This is a genomic window from Citrobacter sp. Ct235, assembly GCF_030332305.1.
In the GTDB taxonomy this organism is placed as follows: domain Bacteria; phylum Pseudomonadota; class Gammaproteobacteria; order Enterobacterales; family Enterobacteriaceae; genus Citrobacter_A; species Citrobacter_A telavivensis.
Genome location: NZ_JAOWIC010000045.1, coordinates 228,742 through 244,648, shown reverse-complemented (window position 1 = coordinate 244,648; position 15,907 = coordinate 228,742). Strand labels below are relative to the sequence as shown.

The 15,907-nt window shown below is 53.7% G+C and carries 16 protein-coding genes and 1 pseudogene; 6 read left to right on the top strand and 11 right to left on the bottom strand.

The annotated features are described in order from the left end of the window. Nucleotides 1-31: 31 nt before the first annotated feature. The 4 genes from OGY35_RS13015 to OGY35_RS13000 form a co-directional block, all read right to left on the bottom strand. A complete protein-coding gene (locus tag OGY35_RS13015) occupies nucleotides 32-526 on the bottom strand; it encodes a PTS sugar transporter subunit IIB (protein ID WP_152401374.1) in 495 nt (164 codons plus the stop codon). After that, nucleotides 526-933, bottom strand: coding sequence for a mannose/fructose/sorbose PTS transporter subunit IIA (locus tag OGY35_RS13010; RefSeq protein WP_152401376.1), 408 nt, complete (start codon nucleotides 931-933; stop codon nucleotides 526-528). Before OGY35_RS13010 ends, OGY35_RS13015 begins: the two co-directional genes overlap by 1 nt. Before the next feature lie 9 nt (nucleotides 934-942). Next, nucleotides 943-1,749 (bottom strand): SDR family oxidoreductase, encoded by an 807-nt coding sequence (locus OGY35_RS13005; protein WP_178828460.1) that lies wholly within the window; start codon nucleotides 1,747-1,749, stop codon nucleotides 943-945. 70 nt (nucleotides 1,750-1,819) lie between these two features. Beyond that, the gene (locus tag OGY35_RS13000) at nucleotides 1,820-2,773 is read right to left on the bottom strand and encodes a sugar-binding transcriptional regulator (protein WP_286632463.1); all 954 of its coding nucleotides are present in this window, start codon (nucleotides 2,771-2,773) and stop codon (nucleotides 1,820-1,822) included. 468 nt (nucleotides 2,774-3,241) lie between these two features. Here OGY35_RS13000 and rluF point away from each other — a divergent pair, with 468 nt between their 5' ends. Further along, on the top strand, nucleotides 3,242-4,120 hold the full coding sequence (rluF, locus tag OGY35_RS12995) for a 23S rRNA pseudouridine(2604) synthase RluF (protein ID WP_125370241.1): 879 nt from the start codon (nucleotides 3,242-3,244) through the stop codon (nucleotides 4,118-4,120). Here rluF and OGY35_RS12990 read toward each other — a convergent pair. The 5 genes from OGY35_RS12990 to OGY35_RS12970 form a co-directional block, all read right to left on the bottom strand. Continuing rightward, complete coding sequence (locus tag OGY35_RS12990; protein WP_042321003.1) at nucleotides 4,117-4,389, bottom strand: YjbD family protein; 273 nt, start codon at nucleotides 4,387-4,389, stop codon at nucleotides 4,117-4,119. The genes rluF and OGY35_RS12990 overlap by 4 nt on opposite strands. 63 nt (nucleotides 4,390-4,452) lie before the next feature. Next, nucleotides 4,453-5,211: a DeoR/GlpR family DNA-binding transcription regulator gene (locus OGY35_RS12985; RefSeq protein ID WP_178824315.1), complete on the bottom strand. Its 759-nt coding sequence runs from the start codon at nucleotides 5,209-5,211 to the stop codon at nucleotides 4,453-4,455. Beyond that, nucleotides 5,198-6,061: a Cof-type HAD-IIB family hydrolase gene (locus OGY35_RS12980; protein ID WP_286632462.1), complete on the bottom strand. Its 864-nt coding sequence runs from the start codon at nucleotides 6,059-6,061 to the stop codon at nucleotides 5,198-5,200. The genes OGY35_RS12985 and OGY35_RS12980 overlap by 14 nt, the downstream gene beginning before the upstream one ends. 15 nt (nucleotides 6,062-6,076) lie before the next feature. Then, nucleotides 6,077-6,919, bottom strand: a complete 843-nt coding sequence (locus tag OGY35_RS12975; protein WP_286632461.1) for a beta/alpha barrel domain-containing protein — start codon at nucleotides 6,917-6,919, stop codon at nucleotides 6,077-6,079. A gap of 27 nt (nucleotides 6,920-6,946) precedes the next feature. After that, nucleotides 6,947-8,533, bottom strand: a complete 1,587-nt coding sequence (locus OGY35_RS12970; protein WP_152754561.1) for a PTS sugar transporter — start codon at nucleotides 8,531-8,533, stop codon at nucleotides 6,947-6,949. Between the two features lie 371 nt (nucleotides 8,534-8,904). On the opposite strand from OGY35_RS12970, the gene OGY35_RS12965 reads away from it, so the two are divergent. Both OGY35_RS12965 and OGY35_RS12960 read left to right on the top strand, forming a co-directional pair. After that, a complete protein-coding gene (locus OGY35_RS12965) occupies nucleotides 8,905-9,261 on the top strand; it encodes a type II toxin-antitoxin system RelE/ParE family toxin (protein WP_178826118.1) in 357 nt (118 codons plus the stop codon). Next, complete coding sequence (locus OGY35_RS12960) at nucleotides 9,258-9,596, top strand: helix-turn-helix domain-containing protein (protein WP_178826116.1); 339 nt, start codon at nucleotides 9,258-9,260, stop codon at nucleotides 9,594-9,596. Before OGY35_RS12965 ends, OGY35_RS12960 begins: the two co-directional genes overlap by 4 nt. Before the next feature lie 32 nt (nucleotides 9,597-9,628). On the opposite strand, the gene panS is transcribed toward OGY35_RS12960, so the two are convergent. Both panS and rtcR read right to left on the bottom strand, forming a co-directional pair. Next, complete coding sequence (gene panS / locus OGY35_RS12955) at nucleotides 9,629-10,570, bottom strand: ketopantoate/pantoate/pantothenate transporter PanS (protein WP_286632460.1); 942 nt, start codon at nucleotides 10,568-10,570, stop codon at nucleotides 9,629-9,631. A 111-nt stretch (nucleotides 10,571-10,681) separates the two neighbouring features. Continuing rightward, nucleotides 10,682-12,262 carry an RNA repair transcriptional activator RtcR gene (gene rtcR, locus OGY35_RS12950; protein WP_286632459.1) on the bottom strand — a complete coding sequence of 527 codons (1,581 nt, stop codon included), beginning with the start codon at nucleotides 12,260-12,262 and terminating at the stop codon, nucleotides 10,682-10,684. Nucleotides 12,263-12,716: 454 nt separating this feature from the next. Between rtcR and OGY35_RS12945 the strand changes: the two genes are divergently transcribed. From OGY35_RS12945 to OGY35_RS12935, 3 genes and pseudogenes are all read left to right on the top strand, one after another. Next, nucleotides 12,717-13,844, top strand: a complete 1,128-nt coding sequence (locus OGY35_RS12945; protein ID WP_286632458.1) for a slipin family protein — start codon at nucleotides 12,717-12,719, stop codon at nucleotides 13,842-13,844. Between the two features lie 5 nt (nucleotides 13,845-13,849). Beyond that, a pseudogene (locus OGY35_RS12940) lies at nucleotides 13,850-15,076 on the top strand (RtcB family protein). Nucleotides 15,077-15,082: 6 nt separating this feature from the next. Beyond that, the gene (locus OGY35_RS12935) at nucleotides 15,083-15,868 is read left to right on the top strand and encodes a nucleotidyltransferase domain-containing protein (protein ID WP_178823664.1); all 786 of its coding nucleotides are present in this window, start codon (nucleotides 15,083-15,085) and stop codon (nucleotides 15,866-15,868) included. Nucleotides 15,869-15,907 lie beyond the last annotated feature (39 nt).

The following is a 15,907-nucleotide window of genomic DNA, read 5'->3' as shown; positions in this document are numbered from 1 at the left end:
TGTTAAAGCATACGTACACAGGCGCTTTTATTTATTCAGCGAACGACTGTTCTTTTATTTTTTCGAGAATATTAATGGATGGATCGGAGGCGACCACGCGCAAATCCAGGTTGACGCCAAATTTATCCAGTTCGCGAAACGCATTAATATCATCGTCATCTAAGGATACGGCTTTGGTTAATTGTTTTTTACCCGGTCGCCAGGCCATGCCGCCAATATTTAAGGTGGCAATTTTCACGCCCTGTTTGACCATTGCCAGCGCGTCCTGTGGGCGGGTAAATAAATAAAATACCGTTTCGTCCTGATATTGCGGATTATGATAAACCGCGACGGCTTTTTCGATATTCACCACGTTGACCTTCATCCCCGGCGGGGCGGCCTGGCGTAATAATGTCCGGCGCACTTCATCGTTATAAACCTCGTCATTACAGATAATAATCCGCTGAGCATTCGCCACCTTCGACCAGACGGTGGTGACCTGACCGTGGATCAGGCGGTCATCAATACGGGCAAGGGTAATATTCATCAGAAATCCTCTTCGGTCGTTTCCAGATGCTGCCAGACCACGCAGGTTTGTTGTGCAATGGTCGTCAGGTGTTCGCACAGTTCATCCACATTCATACTGCTCTGGTTATCCACCAGTTCCAGCGCCAGCGGCAGGGAAAGCCCGCTGATCACCCGAATATCCGGATTGCGCATCGCAAGCAGTGCCGCGGCGTTCCACGGACTGCCGCACTGCAGGTCAACGGCTATCAACCATTCACTATTGGTGTGAGTACTCACCAACTTTTCCAGCTTCGCGACGATATCGCTGGCGTTCTCGCCGGGGACAAAGGCTACCGCCTCAACGTTGGCGTCGCCGTAAACCATCTGCACCGATTCCAGCATGGCGCAGGCCAGTTTGCCGTGAGCACAGAAGATTGCATTAACCATAACGCCTCCTTAGCCGCGCGTTTTTCCGCCCGCAATGTTAGTGGTTACTCCGGTAATGTAGCTGGCGCGTTCTGACAGAAGATAACAAACGAAATCAGCAACTTCGGTCAGGCGTCCTGAGCGACCAATCGGAATGGCGTTCTTGCTATAGCCTTCGCGCAACTGATCAACGGTGATATTGCGGGTCCAGGCCAGCGCCTCTTCATATTCCGGCGTGCGCAGTCCGGTTTTTTCCAGAATCCCGGGGGCAATGCCGACCACGCGAATACCGTGTTTACCCAGCTCTTTTGACCAGGAACGGGTGAAGCTATTCAGCGCCGCCTTCGTTGCGGCATAGCAACTCTGGCCTTCTGACCCTTCCAGCCCGCTTTCAGAAGAGACGTTAACGATAACGCCGTTACGTTGTTTCACCATCTGGCGCGCCACCGCTTGTGACATTAAGAACACGCCTTTCTGGTTGATATTGACCATTTTTTCAAATGCGGCTTCGTTTAATTCATACTTTCCAGCCGGGGCTTTTTCATCGACCAGTAGACGGGGGAAGTTAACGCCGGCGTTATTGACCAGACCGTCAATTCGGCCAAAGCGCTGGATGATTTCATCCACGGTGTGATTAACGTCTTTAGCGCTGGAAATATCCGTTGGCCAGAAGTGATAACCGTTATTGCCTTCATGTGTTGCTTCACCGCCGTGAATATCCGCCATCTGGACATTCGCGCCTTGTGCTAATAACTCTTCGACAATAGCCAGGCCAATTCCGGATGCACCGCCGGTTACAATAATGACTTTGTCCTGTAGGTTTAACCACGTTTGCATAATTAACTCCCAATTTCAGAGAAGGGGATCCTGCATAAAATAAATTACGTCAGGATCAATATGAATATATCTACTTCAATAACAATTCAGCGGTATGGCTGTTAGTGACTAAACAATTAATATATTTTCCACGTAATGCACCGAGAATACCGCTTAGCTTTTCTTCACCCATTGCGATGCCGATGGAATAACGCGCCTGCTTTAATTTGTTGGTTTCGATGGAGAGTGTTTTTTCGCTCATATTGGTCTCCACCGTTACGCCGTTGATATCGTAAAAGCGCGAGCAAATGTCTCCGGCAACCTGACGGGCGTGCAGGTCGTCGCTCTCTTCGCTACCGTAAAATGCGTGCCAGTTTGCGCCGTCGCGAATTGCCGGAGAACCGATCCCCACCAGTGCGACATCCAGATTCTCCCAGTAGGCAGAAATCGACTTAAAGTGCTGAGACTGCATAATACCGTTACGAATCAATGGGTTTTCCAGCAGCGCCGGAAAATCGGCCAGATGTGATTCTCCTTTCAGCTTTGCCGCCGCGCCGTAGGTCAGCGTATTGACGTGATAGCGGCTCTCAAGCTTACCGGACGGCCCGCCGATGATCGGCACACAAATCAACTGACGTGCCTGACTGGCTGGCGACAATCCCTCGACCAGCGCGCATACCGCACGTCCCCAGGAAAAACCAATGATGTCGCCGGGCTCCAGTAAACGTTCCAGCAGCTGTGCGCCATGCACGCCCATCATCGCGAGTTGTTCCTCTTCCTGCTCGTTATCGCAGGTGATCACCACCGCCTCTTTGAGGCCGAATCGTTGTTTGAGCTGCTGTTCCAGCCACAGGTTTTCGTTGTAGTCGTAGTTGATGGCAATAGTGACAATGCCCTGTTCGCGACCGCGTTTCAGCAGGCGGCTGATGGTGGTGCGATAAATCCCCAGTTCACGGGCGATCTGCGCTTGTGTCATATCCTGTTCGTAATAGAGCTGCGCTATTTTTACGATCAGGCGGATATCATCACTGTTTTCCGTCGCCATCTGTAGACTCCTGCACATTTGTGCAAATCACGAACCAGCCTTCTTGATCTGATATAACCTCATAAAAGCGGGAGTTCAAAGCGATTTTCTCTTCTTTCCACGTCCTGTACTGGCGGTTTATATTGCACATATGATGTGCGGGTCGATCGTTGTTGGCACAGATGTGCACGTCATCCTAATGTCTTGATTCTGCTGATTTTCATTCAACAAAATTGCAGGCTAAGATCGGCGACACTTTTGTGTCGAAAGGTGTGGCGGATCACAAATAGTGCAGAGGCCATTGCGCACGATTATTTTTTATCGCCAGCAAGGTAGGGTATATTCCGCATTTATTACACAAAGCATTCAGGCTGTATCAAGGCGGCAAGGGAGCGAATCCTCAGGAGCATAGATAACTATGTGACTGAGGTGAGTGCGGGCAGCCAACGCAGAGACAGCCTGAAGGATAAAGTGTACAAAGGAGAAATTATGCTGCCCGACTCATCATCCATTCGACTCAACAAATACATTAGTGAAAGCGGAATCTGCTCGCGTCGCGAAGCGGATCGCTTCATCGAGCAAGGAAACGTCTTCATCAATGGCAAACGCGCCACCATTGGCGACCAGGTGATGCCTGGCGACGTCGTGAAGGTGAATGGTCGGTTGATTGAGCCGCGTGAAGCGGAAGATTTGGTCTTTATCGCGCTGAACAAGCCGGTAGGGATCGTGAGCACCACCGAAGACAGCGAACGCGACAATATTGTTGATTTCGTTAACCACAGCAAGCGCGTGTTTCCGATTGGCCGTCTGGATAAAGACTCCCAGGGACTGATCTTTCTGACCAACCACGGCGATCTGGTGAATAAGATCCTGCGTGCCGGTAACGATCACGAAAAAGAGTATCTGGTCACGGTCGACAAACCGGTTACGGATGAGTTTATTCGTGGGATGAGTGCGGGCGTGCCGATTCTGGGCACCGTCACCAAAAAGTGTAAGGTGAAGAAAGAGGCGCCGTTTGTATTCCGCATTACTCTAATCCAGGGGCTGAACCGTCAAATCCGGCGCATGTGCGAACATTTCGGTTATGAGGTGACGAAGCTGGAACGTACGCGCATCATGAACGTTGGCCTCTCCGGTCTGCCGCTGGGTGAATGGCGTGACCTGACGGATGATGAGCTAATTACGCTGTTTAAGCTTATCGAAAATTCCACTTCGGAAGCAAAACCGAAGGCGAAAGCGAAGCCGAAAACGGCGGGAATCAAGCGCCCGGTGGTGAAAATCGAAAAGACGGCGGAGAAAGAAAAATCACGCCCGGCGGCAAACGGTAAGCGCTTTACCTCGCCGGGGCGTAAGAAGAAAGGGCGTTAACGTCTGCCGCGCGTTGGTGTATTCGCGGACCAGGAAAAAGAGGCTTCCGCATCCGGTTTATAAGCCTGCTTTTTCTTCAACTGGCGGGCTTTTTTTGCCTCGGCTTCGCGCAAGACCATCAGCTTATCAATGTACTCTTTCTTCACGCTGTTGGTTTCTGCGTTGGTCAACTGACGACCATGCGCGATACGGGCGCGATCAAGCAGCGTTTTCAGTTCGCGCTGTTCGCGCTCGGTCATCTCTTTTTGGGTAATGCGGGGGAGTGCCATACGGGTGCCCTCTGTCTGCCAGGTGATTTCAGTGTACGGCAATACGCCACGGGCGGATAGCGTTCAGTCAGCAATACGCAGTTTTCCTGCGAAATCCTGCTGTGTATAACCCGTTGTTTTAAATCCCTTATCCGTAATGACGTGATCAATCTCTTTGAGCGTGGCGATACACATCACGCCGTCCTGACCAAATTTAGTATGGTCGGCGAGAATTACGGATTTTTTACTCATTGCAATCATCGCTTTGGCAACGTAAGCCTCATCAAAGCTCTTCACGAGTATGCCATGCTGCGGTGAAATGCCGCCCGCACCGATAAAGCAGATATCGGCGTGAATCGCGTTAATCTGCTGGCATACCGAGACGCCCAGATTGGCGCGGAAATGGTAATCATATTCGCCGCCCAAGACATAGACACGCGCCTGGAGATTATGCTCTTTTATTTTATCGGCAATTAAGGCGGAATTGGTAATAACGGAAAATGCGAGAGGAGGTAAGTGTTCGGCAAGAATAAGATTCGTGGTACATGAATCAATAAACAGCGTATCGCGCTCGCTGACCATTCCCGCGGCGACTTTGCCAATTGCCATTTTTTCTTCACGATGCGCATCTATTCTTGCGCCAAATGCATCTTCCTGGACAACCTGTTTTTTGACTGCACCACCGTGAATTTTGGTGATCTGACCTTCAGACTCCAGTAAAGAGAGATCGCGGCGAATGGTTTCTGAGGTCACATTTAGCGTTTCTGATAATTTAATAACGGTCACTTCACCGAATTTGTTTAATTCATCAAGAATATGTTTTCTTCTTTTAATCGGGTTCATTATTTTCCGCCTGGGTCGAGCTTTGCCGCATGGTAACTGGATGCGCAGAGCAACGCAACCACTCCAGCGCACAGACGATACCCTCATCATCATTCGTGGTTGTCACATAGCGGGCCTGACGTTTCACACTCTCTGGCGCGTTGCCCATCGCGATGCCGAACCCGGCAACGGCAAACATACTGACGTCGTTCTGCTGATCGCCAATGGCGGCAATCTCTGCGGCAGGTCGATTTAATTGCCGGGCGATTTCATTTATCGCATAGCCTTTATTAATCTCGCTACGTTGAATATCAATATAATTGCCGCCAGTGATCGTCGCCTTATAGTCATCAGGCAGCAGGCTGTTTATTTTCAGGCACAGATCGTCGATTCTGTCGTGTTCTGCCACCAGCGTGATTTTAAATATATCGCGACGATTAAAGATATTCCCTGGTGCGGCGTTAATAAGCGGTAACTCAAATAAGTCGGCCTCATACGATGTCCACGGAGCGATAAGGCGATCGTAACGGTGATAAATTGCCTGCGGAGTAAAAAAATGGTGAGGATAGCGGGACAGCGAAATATGCCGGTCAATATCTCTGAGATCCATTCGGGTGAGCGCGGCAGAATGCAAAATGCGCTGCTGCGCCGTTTCAAGAATTTGCCCACCGTTGAAACCGGCGCACCAGCCAAACAGCGTCTCAACCTGCTGCTGTTGTAACAGGCGCGCCATGGAGGAGACCGGTCTGGCGGAACAGGCGGCCAGCAGACCGCCGTGCTGGCGAAATTCAACCAGCGCCTGACGCGTGCGTGAACTGATGGTCTTCTGCGACGTCAGTAATGTTCCATCCAGATCGGTAACCAGTAGCATTATTGTTCTCTGTGGTTATGCGTGCGCAATAAAGGGGGCTACGGCCTCTTTAGCGGCATTGCAAACCATATTGTCGATTGCCGTGCCGACGACCAGAATATTGACCCCGGTGTCCTTAAACGCTTTGGCATTGGCAAGGTTAATACCACCTTCTGCCAGCGTCGGAACATCCACCGCGCCAACCAGCGCCCGGAGGCGGTCTTTAATCATCTGCGGGATATCGCCTGCCGCCACGCCTTCATAGCTCATCCCGGTCATCAGGCCGATCATATCGACACCTATCTCCTGCATGCGCTTTGCCACGCTGGCGACCTCTTCCGGGGTGCGTGCCGGAATGCCGAAGGTATGCAGGTCATCCGGATGACCAATGTAGGCGTCAACGGTCAGGCCATATTCATGGGCGAGGTTGACGATGTCCTGCAGGTCGTCCCAGTCAGATTTGTGGGTGTGTAAACCGTCGGCCCCGGCGCGGGCAATCTCAAGAATCTCTGTTTCACTGAGCGGGACGGGCAGCGTTTCGGTAAACCCGCCCGCAATCCCCACGGTGATGAAGATGTCGTCCGGCACCACATTACGCACACCGTGCACCGCTTCAGCCATCTGACCGTTGGTGATTTCGTGGCGGATTTGCTCCGCGGCGTGCATGTTGCTCACCCCCTTGTGTCCGCGAGCCAACGCCAGTGCCGGATGGTTGGGCTCCAGCAGTTTCACGCCTGCTTCACACACCGCTTTCGCCAGGCGCGCATCGTCGCCGGTGATCCCCGTACTGAGGATGGTTTGCCCGCCGTGCAACGCGATGGCATCTTTCACTTTCTGTAACGCTTTGGCGCGTTTTTTATTCATATCGCCTTTAAACATGGTGTACCTCTGGTGTTGGTGCATTAATTAACGGGCAGACGGCACAGATTCACTCTGTACGACAGCCTTAAAACGGTTCGCAACGATGGTGGTAATGCAGGTCATGATCATGACGGTGGCCATCACGATAGCCATCTGCAGCGCATTGCTGGATAAGAACGGTGAGGCGAAAGCCGGAACGTAGGCCACCCCTTTGACGTTAAAGAAGCCGAGCATCATGCCGCCCATTCCTGCCCAGAAAATGGCGGAGCCAAAGACGATTTTGTTGGCGAACATGAAGGGGTAGGCGGATTCCACGAAGGTCCCGAAGCCCAGGTTGATAAGCAGTCCTGGTGTGGCAACGGCCGCTTCGCTTTTTTCGCGTGGCGCGATGACGTTGGCCAGGTTGATACCGGCTGCGACCATGACCAGACCGACCATGTCCACTGCACCGAGGAAGCTGACGCCGGATTTTTCCATCTCCAGCAGCACCAGTGGCAGGATGACCGCGTGATAGACGCCACCCAGAATGGCAGGCCAGATGACCAGACCGGCCAGCAGCCCGGCAAGAATCGGACTGAATGCCAGCGTGCTTTCGATAGCCAGTTTGATGTAGTTACCCGCGGAGAGCGCCAGTGGGCTCAACAGATAGTGCATGATCAAGCCGGCAGCCAGACCCGAAATACCGCCAGCAACGATGTTGACGGTGGTCATCGGGAAGCGCCAGTTCAGGCACAGTTCAAACAACCAGCGCACAAAAATCCCGGCCATCACACCGCCAATAATCCCGCCGATCAGGCCGCCTTCAACGGAAAGCACCCCGGCGACGACCCCGGCCACAATAGAAACTTCATCAAGTTCGGAAATCTGTTTTGCCGCCAGCACGGCAACCAGCACCGGCAGCCCTTTCAGCAGGATTTCAAAGATATCGTTGAGTTTTTCCAGTCCGGGAATGTGGCTCAGGGCGAGTACGATCGCCATCGCGATAAAGCCCGGCAGCGCTGGAATCATGATGCTACGAATGTTAAAGCGCTTGAGCAGGCTCTTTCCGGAACCGCCCTGTGAAGGTGACGCGCTGCCCAACTGGGGTTTGTACTTGATGCCCCAGTATTTACACAGCGAGGCCACGAAGGAGACCGCGCGGGTGCGGCTGGTGGTGCCGGTTGTGCCTGAAGTCGCGACCACATTGGCGCCTTTTGCGGCGACCAGTGCCATCGACGTGCCTCCGGTGCCGACGATAGGGGTTTTCATCTCCACGGCGGCATCAAAAACGGCCTGGTTTGCTTTTACCGGATCGGCGCTCATCACGACGATCCCGTCGATCTCACCACGGCGGATCATTCCGGCTATCCGACTATCGCTCTCGACGACGGAGGCATTCACCTCAGAGAGTTTGCCCTGGAAGATGCGTTGTGGTTTTGTTTGGTTTTCTGTGGTTAATGCATAGACGGAGGCGGGGGTGTCAGGTTTAGCGACATCCATCGAGGCATCTGCCGCGATGAACTGCACGGCGGCGACATCCACACCTGCGGCTTCGCACTGCTGATAAATCTCCTGGAGTAACTTTTCTGGCTCGGCGCCACCCAGGTTGTAGAGGTTGCCTCCACTGCTTCCAATAATCGCAATTTTTTTCATAGCGGCCTCAAAGGTAGGGTAAGGGGTTATCTGTGTTGTAGTGGAATCATATTCCCAATCAAAACAAAATAAAGCAACATGAAAAGATCGATGACAATATCCGATGAGACAATGTGGCTGGCTTAATTTTATGAAAATTCAGGGGTTACGTTGTTTTTTGTTTTATGTTGTTATTTGTTGTTTTGTGATGCACTTCAAATACTGTACCGGGAGTTGAAGTACCAAAAGAAGGAATAACCCGGAAAGCGCCTCGCAGATTATGCCTTTCTGAAGTGACGATATGTCTTGCCTGAATTAGTTTACCCGAGCAGGGATGGTGCGCTTGTATTTTACTCAACAAATGCGTATAAAATTTTATACAGGGATGTGATATGCTGCTAAACAAGCGGGTACTTAGATCTGTTGCCTGGGTCGGGCATTCTTTCGAAGACCTGCGCGATTTCCCGCCAGAGGTACGTAAAGATGCCGGTTACCAGCTACATCGTGTCCAGGCGGGATTAGAGGCTGCTGACTGGAAACCGATGCCTGAGATTGGGCGTGGTGTTGAAGAGCTCCGATTACGTAATGAAGCTGGAGCATACCGGATTATCTACTTTGCCCGCTTTGAGGATACCGTCTATGTGCTGCACTGTTTCAGTAAGAAAACGCAGCGGACTTCCGGGCAGGATAAACACATTGCGCAGGTTCGCTTTCAGGCGGTCTGTCAGGAACACAGGAGGCGTCAATGAGCCACGAAGTGGATACTAAAATTCGTCATGTCACTTCTGCACAGGCGAATATTTTTGCTGAACTAGGCTTTGATGACGCAGAAGCCAAACACCTTCAACAAGACGCAGAACGTGAAGTGGAACAACTCATCCGTCTCAAACAACAGCTTATGCAGGAAATCGCTGTCTGGATTGAAGAAAATCACATGAAACAATCAGAGGCGGCGGTGAGATTAAATATCTCGCGGCCCCGCGTTTCCGATGTCGTTAACCAGAAAGCGAGCAAATTTACCCTGGATGCATTGGTCATGATGCTGATGAAGTTAGGAAAACCGGTGACGGTGCAGGTAGGTTAGGCCCGGTTTTTCGTCATATCGGGCCTGTGCCTTTAACTTTCTTTAACCGTATTCCGTTGTGGCTTATCAATCGGTTTACCGGACCAGTAGCCGGCCAGCAGGGAACCGGAAAGGTTGTGCCAGACGGAGAACAGTGCGCCAGGCAGCGCAGCGAGCGGTCCGAAGTAAATTTTACCCAGCGCGGCGGCGAGACCTGAGTTTTGCATTCCAACCTCGATTGCCAGCGTGCGGCAGGTTGACTCGTCAAAGCCAAACAGACGTCCCCCCCAGTAACCGCCGAGCAGGCCGATAGTGTTGTGCAGGATCACGGCGATAATCACCACGAAGCCGACGGACGCGATATGCGCCGCGGAACCCGCGACCACCGCGCTGATGATTGCCAGAATGCAGACCATCGAAAACGCAGGCAGGTAAGGCTCAACCGCCTTCACCACGCGCGGGAACAGGTGGTGGATCACCAGGCCCAGGGCAATCGGGATCACCACAATCTGCAAAATACTGAGCAGCATACCCATCACATCAACCTGAATATGCGCATCGACATACAAACGTGTTAGCAGCGGCGTGGCGACCACGCCCACCAGGGTGGAAACGGATGAGATCGTCACCGAGAGCGCCACATCCCCTTTCGCCAGATAGATCATGACGTTAGATGCCGTGCCGCTGGCCACGCTACCGACCAGCACCATCCCGGCAGAGAGTTCCGGCGGCATGTTAAACGCCAGCGCCAGTATCCATGCCGCGAGCGGCATCACCAGATAGTGCAGGAAGATCCCGGCCGCAACCGGCGCAGGGCGCGAAAGCACGCGTTTGAAATCATCCACTTTCAGGTGAACGCCCATACCGAACATGATCAGCATCAGCAGTGTCGTCACCCACGGGCCGACAGGCGTAAAGGTGGTTGGCGTGTAATACGCAATAACAGAGAGCAGCAGCGCCCATAACGGGAACAGCCGGGTCAGTACAGCGAGCATGTTATATTCCTTGCGATAATGTTGTGTTTGCTTGTTATAAAAAAGCCGGGTTCGAGCCCGGCTATTGTTATTATTTATCGTGTGTTCGAATTTTATTCAAACAAATTATGCTTAAGTTCTGACTTTGAGATTTTCCCAGCTCAGGCCGAACCGTGCGAGGTACTTACGCAGACGGTCGGCATCGTTGGGATTGGCTTTCTTCTGTCGGGAGACGGCGAAGAGTTCACGTCCGGCTTCGGACAACGATGCGCTGCGTCGGCATACCTCGAGCACCGTTTCCAGTTGGCGGCGGTCAAAGAGGTCGAGTTCCATCTCCCGTTCCGGTTGCAACGCCGTCTCCCCCCAACTCTCCTGCAAAAGCGCGATCTCTTCTTCGACGAGGGCGGGCGTAATACGCCCTTGCTCAGCCAGCGTTGCCATTCGCGCGACGGAGGAGCTCAGCTCGCGGAAATTGCCGCGCCACTGCGCCTGGGGCGAACAGGCAAACGCCAGATAGCGTTCGCGCGCCTCTTTATCAAAGCGGATCTGATTCTGTCGACTGCGGGAGAAACGTTGCAACTCATACTCAACGTTAGGGGCAATGTCTTCACGCCGCTGGGCAAGGCCGGGCAAGGCAAAGCGCCACATGTTAATACGTGCGTAGAGATCTTCGCGAAAACGCCCTTCGGCGACCCACAGTGGCATATCGCGATGGGTGCCGGCAATCAACTGGAAGTCGCTGTGCACCTCTTTATCTGAGCCAAACGGGAAGAAGGTTTTCTCCTCAATCGCTTTCAGCAGCATGGCCTGTTCATCCAGCCCCAGTTCAGCGATTTCATCCAGAAACAGCACCCCGCCGTCGGCTTCGCGTAACAGTCCGGTTCGCGATGACAGTGCACCTGTAAACGCGCCTTTCACATGCCCAAACAGCGTCGACATAGCGTTATCGCCGCGCAGGGTAGCGCAGTTAACCGCTACCAGTTTTCCACCCACCAGATGTCGCGACTGGCGAAGCTGGAAAATCCGTTTGGCGAGGAAGGATTTCCCCGCGCCGGTCGGGCCGGTGAGCAGGATAGGATCGCCAGAGCGCAAGGCCACGCGCTCAATGCGGTCAATCAGTTTGTTGAAGGTAGCATTGCGCGTCTCGATACCGGCTTTGAGGAAGGAGACCGACTGCTGCTGCTCACGCTGAAAGCGACTGGTGAGCGTGGCATAGCGGCTTAAATCGAGATCGATAACCGAACAGGTGCCAGCGGCAACGTCCTCCGGTGGAGCGCCCTTCGGCGCGGGGCCGGTTTGCAGCAGGCTGGCGGGCAGATAGCGGGCTTCCGTCAGCAGGAACCAGCAAATTTGTGCCACGTGGGTGCCGGTGGTGATGTGCACCAGATACTCTTCGTTCTCGGTATCGAAGGTGTAGTGCGTGGCAAAGTCGAGGAACGCGGCATAGACCTCTTCGAAATCCCACGGATCGGCTATGGTGATCGCATGCGGGCGGACCTGGGTATGCGGGGAGAGCAGGTTGATATCCTCCGCCAGTTGCTGACACATCCCGGCATCGCGTGGCTGGTGGATAAGCTCCAGGCGATCGACCGGGAAATCCGGCTGTTGACACAGTCCGACCGTTGGTCGCCATTTCTTGAGCCGGTTTGCCCGCTTGCCGCGTTTATCCAGCACCGTGCCCAGCACGCCAATCACCACCCGCCGCTTTTTCATGGTTTATCCCAAAAGATAAATATCGATATTGAAAGATAAAAAATACGGAAGGCATCTGCAATCACCATTATTGGCGATAAAAATTAATCCATTATTAATCAGATAATTAAAAATTAATTTTGTCTTTTTTTCGTTCTGGCACGCTTCTGGCAATAACACTCTCGTCAACACGTTGAAAGCGCAGGGGGTTAAACCCCGCCGGCACGTCAGGAACGGCAGCGGCTGTTTTCCGGAGGTGTTCCGTCAACCGATGACACCTGAACAATGGGTTCGATTCCCGATTCATTCTCCCAATGAAACTGGTTGTTAATCATAGAAATAAAAACGGGTACTGCGCAGTCAGCAGGCCCCAAAACAGGTTGCCGGTCACGATGCCGCGCCGCAGGCAAAAGGGAATTCCCCTGTAGCTTCGCCTCCCGCACCCGCACCTGACTTTGATAAGGAAAAGAGAAAAATGACGAAGAAAATCACTATCCGCAAAGGACAATTAGGCCTGTTAGCGAAAAACGGCGACTACTATCAGGTTCTGGAGGCGGGTGAACACCGTCTGCCGTGGTTCAATACGCCAGAGGTGCTGGTGGTTAATCTGGACGGTAGCGAAGTGCCGGAAGCGCTGGCGAATTATTTACGCCGTTTTCAGCCGGACTGGGTAACGCGTTACGGTCTGGCCGTCGATCTTAACGACAGCGAAGCGGGGGCGTTATACATGAATGAGGTGTTGCAGGAGATCCTGCCGCCGTCCACGCGCCGTTTGTACTGGCGAGCCGACGAGGCGTTGAAACTGGTACGTATGGATACGCGTCAGGTTCAGGTGCCCACAGAGGTCATGAATGCGGTCCTGCAACCGCGACGTAACAGCGCGGTTAAAGGTCGAGAAGCGATGCTCACCGTGCAGGTTCCGGCCTGGCATGCGGGTGTGTTGAAAATTGACGGTGAGACGCAGGCGCTGTTGCCGCCGGGTCTGACGGCGTACTGGAAAGTGAATCATCTGGTTGACGCGGAAGTGGTGGATACCCGTTTGCAGGTACTGGAAGTGGGCGGTCAGGAAATTTTGACCAAAGATAAGGTCAACCTGCGTCTGAATCTGGCGGCAAACTGGCGTTACCGCGACGTGCTGCAGGCTTTTGCGCAGCTCACTAAACCGCTCGATCATCTGTACCGCGAACTGCAGTTTGCACTGCGTGAAGCCGTCGGGACGCGCACGCTGGATGAGTTGCTGGAAGATAAGCAGGTGATTGATGACGTAGTCAGCGCGCAGGTGAAAGACCGTATGGCGCCCTATGGCATCGACGTGGCCTCGCTGGGCGTGAAGGACATCGTGTTGCCGGGGGATATGAAAACGATTCTGTCCCGTCTGGTTGAAGCGGAAAAATCGGCGCAGGCCAACGTGATCCGCCGTCGTGAAGAAACGGCCGCGACGCGCTCGCTGTTGAATACGGCGAAAGTGATGGAAAACAACCCGGTAGCGCTGCGCTTAAAAGAGCTGGAAACCCTCGAAAGAGTGGCGGAGCGTATCGATAAAATCTCGGTATTCGGTGGCCTGGACCAGGTTCTGCACGGCTTAGTGAACATTAAAGGATAAGAAACATGGCACATAACGACTATGCGCTGTTGGCGTCGCAGAACGCGGCGCCGGTGAAAATGTGGACGCACGGCGTTCCGGTGGAGCCCGAAGCGCGCCAGCAACTGCTGAACACGGCGAAGATGCCGTTTATTTTTAAACACCTGGCGGTGATGCCGGATGTGCATCTGGGGAAAGGGTCAACTATCGGCAGCGTGATCCCAACCAAAGGGGCGATTATTCCGGCGGCAGTAGGGGTGGATATCGGCTGTGGGATGATCGCAGTGCGTACTTCACTGCTGGCCGGCGATCTGCCGGATAACCTCAGCGGGTTGCGGAGCGCGATTGAGCAGGCCGTTCCACACGGGCGTACGAATACGCGCTCCCGTCGCGATAAAGGGGCGTGGGATACGCCGCCAGAGGAGGTGAGTACTCACTGGGGGACGCTGGCACCGCGCTTTAAGCGCTTGACTGACAAGTATCCCTCGTTGCTGAAGACCAACAACTATCAGCATCTGGGAACATTGGGAACCGGTAACCACTTCATTGAGGTTTGTCTGGATGAGCAGCAGCGCGTCTGGGTGATGTTGCACAGCGGCTCGCGAGGCGTGGGGAATGCCATCGGCAACGTTTTCATCACGCTGGCGCAGCAGGATATGCAGCAGCATATCGCGAATCTCCCGGACCGAAACCTGGCGTACTTCCAGGAAGGGAGCCAGCACTACAACGACTACATCGACGCGGTGGAATGGGCGCAGGATTTTGCCCGGCAAAACCGGGAGGTGATGATGTCCCGTGTCCTGGCCGCGCTGTAGTGCATCGTGAGTAAACCGTTTATCACCCAGCAGGAAGCGGTGAATTGCCACCATAACTATGTGCAAAAAGAACGTCACTTTGGTGAAGAGGTGCTGGTGACGCGTAAAGGCGCTGTTTCAGCGCAGAAAGGCCAGATGGGGATTATTCCGGGGTCGATGGGGGCGAAAAGCTTCATCGTGCGTGGGCTGGGGAATGAAGAGAGCTTCTGCTCCTGCAGCCATGGCGCAGGAAGAACCATGAGCCGAACGGCGGCCAAAAAACGCTTTACTGTAGAGGATCAGATTCGCGCGACGGCCCACGTTGAATGCCGTAAAGACAGCGAGGTGATCGATGAAATTCCAATGGCTTACAAAGACATTGATGCCGTGATGGCGGCGCAGTCTTCACTGGTGGAGATCGTGCATACGCTGCGGCAGGTGGTGTGTGTAAAAGGATAAAAGAAGATGGCGAAAAATGCAGTGAGTGCCGCGATGCGCGAACGGGTCGCGCGGCAACTCAAAGACGTGGAAACGCGTTACGGCGTCAGGGTGCTGTATGCCTGCGAGTCAGGGAGTCGCGGCTGGGGATTTGCCTCGCCGGATAGTGATTACGATGTGCGGTTTTTATATGTTCATCCGCCACAGTGGTATCTGCGGGTCGACGCGCCGCGCGATGTGATCGAGCTGCCGATAGACGATGAACTGGACGTGTGCGGCTGGGAGTGGCGTAAAGCGCTGGGACTGCTGAAGGGCGCTAACCCGACGCTAATCGAGTGGCTGGATTCCCCGGTGGTTTATCAGCAGGATGATGCTACGGTAAGCGCACTTAAAACAATGATACCGCTGTGGTTTTCTCCGCTTCGCGCCCGCTGGCACTATTACTCGATGGCGCGAAAAAACTTTCGCGGCTATTTGCAGGGGGAAGACGTGCGGCTGAAAAAATACTTCTACGTCCTGCGTCCGCTGCTGGCGGTGCGTTGGGTCGAAGCGGGTAAAGGCGTTCCGCCCATGCGCTTTGCCGAACTGCTGGCGGGAAGCGAACTGGAGGCGCCGTTACGTCAGGAGATAGACGAACTGCTGGCGCGCAAACAGCGTGCGGGAGAGGCGGAGTATGGTCCGCGCCGTCCGTTGCTGCATGCGTTCATCCACGCTGAACTGGCGAGAGGCGAAATCCCGCCCACGCTGCCGGACAGCCGGGAAGGCGACGTGAAGGCACTGGATAAACTGCTTTATGAGACGGTGATGGTATGACTACGTTGCCCGATGGCGCTGCGCTTATCGGGCCTACGT

What these genes read in the sequence shown, in the direction of transcription:
- OGY35_RS12965 (WP_178826118.1), top strand. Translation starts at nt 8,905, where the DNA reads ATGCTGCTAAACAAGCGGGTACTTAGATCTGTTGCCTGGGTCGGGCAT.
- OGY35_RS12945 (WP_286632458.1), top strand. Translation starts at nt 12,717, where the DNA reads ATGACGAAGAAAATCACTATCCGCAAAGGACAATTAGGCCTGTTAGCG.
- OGY35_RS13015 (WP_152401374.1), bottom strand. Translation starts at nt 526, where the DNA reads ATGAATATTACCCTTGCCCGTATTGATGACCGCCTGATCCACGGTCAG.
- OGY35_RS12980 (WP_286632462.1), bottom strand. Translation starts at nt 6,061, where the DNA reads ATGCTACTGGTTACCGATCTGGATGGAACATTACTGACGTCGCAGAAG.
- OGY35_RS13010 (WP_152401376.1), bottom strand. Translation starts at nt 933, where the DNA reads ATGGTTAATGCAATCTTCTGTGCTCACGGCAAACTGGCCTGCGCCATG.
- OGY35_RS12970 (WP_152754561.1), bottom strand. Translation starts at nt 8,533, where the DNA reads ATGAAAAAAATTGCGATTATTGGAAGCAGTGGAGGCAACCTCTACAAC.
- OGY35_RS12985 (WP_178824315.1), bottom strand. Translation starts at nt 5,211, where the DNA reads ATGAACCCGATTAAAAGAAGAAAACATATTCTTGATGAATTAAACAAA.
- OGY35_RS12935 (WP_178823664.1), top strand. Translation starts at nt 15,083, where the DNA reads ATGGCGAAAAATGCAGTGAGTGCCGCGATGCGCGAACGGGTCGCGCGG.
- OGY35_RS12975 (WP_286632461.1), bottom strand. Translation starts at nt 6,919, where the DNA reads ATGTTTAAAGGCGATATGAATAAAAAACGCGCCAAAGCGTTACAGAAA.
- OGY35_RS12960 (WP_178826116.1), top strand. Translation starts at nt 9,258, where the DNA reads ATGAGCCACGAAGTGGATACTAAAATTCGTCATGTCACTTCTGCACAG.
- OGY35_RS13000 (WP_286632463.1), bottom strand. Translation starts at nt 2,773, where the DNA reads ATGGCGACGGAAAACAGTGATGATATCCGCCTGATCGTAAAAATAGCG.
- OGY35_RS12990 (WP_042321003.1), bottom strand. Translation starts at nt 4,389, where the DNA reads ATGGCACTCCCCCGCATTACCCAAAAAGAGATGACCGAGCGCGAACAG.
- OGY35_RS13005 (WP_178828460.1), bottom strand. Translation starts at nt 1,749, where the DNA reads ATGCAAACGTGGTTAAACCTACAGGACAAAGTCATTATTGTAACCGGC.
- rluF (WP_125370241.1), top strand. Translation starts at nt 3,242, where the DNA reads ATGCTGCCCGACTCATCATCCATTCGACTCAACAAATACATTAGTGAA.
- panS (WP_286632460.1), bottom strand. Translation starts at nt 10,570, where the DNA reads ATGCTCGCTGTACTGACCCGGCTGTTCCCGTTATGGGCGCTGCTGCTC.
- rtcR (WP_286632459.1), bottom strand. Translation starts at nt 12,262, where the DNA reads ATGAAAAAGCGGCGGGTGGTGATTGGCGTGCTGGGCACGGTGCTGGAT.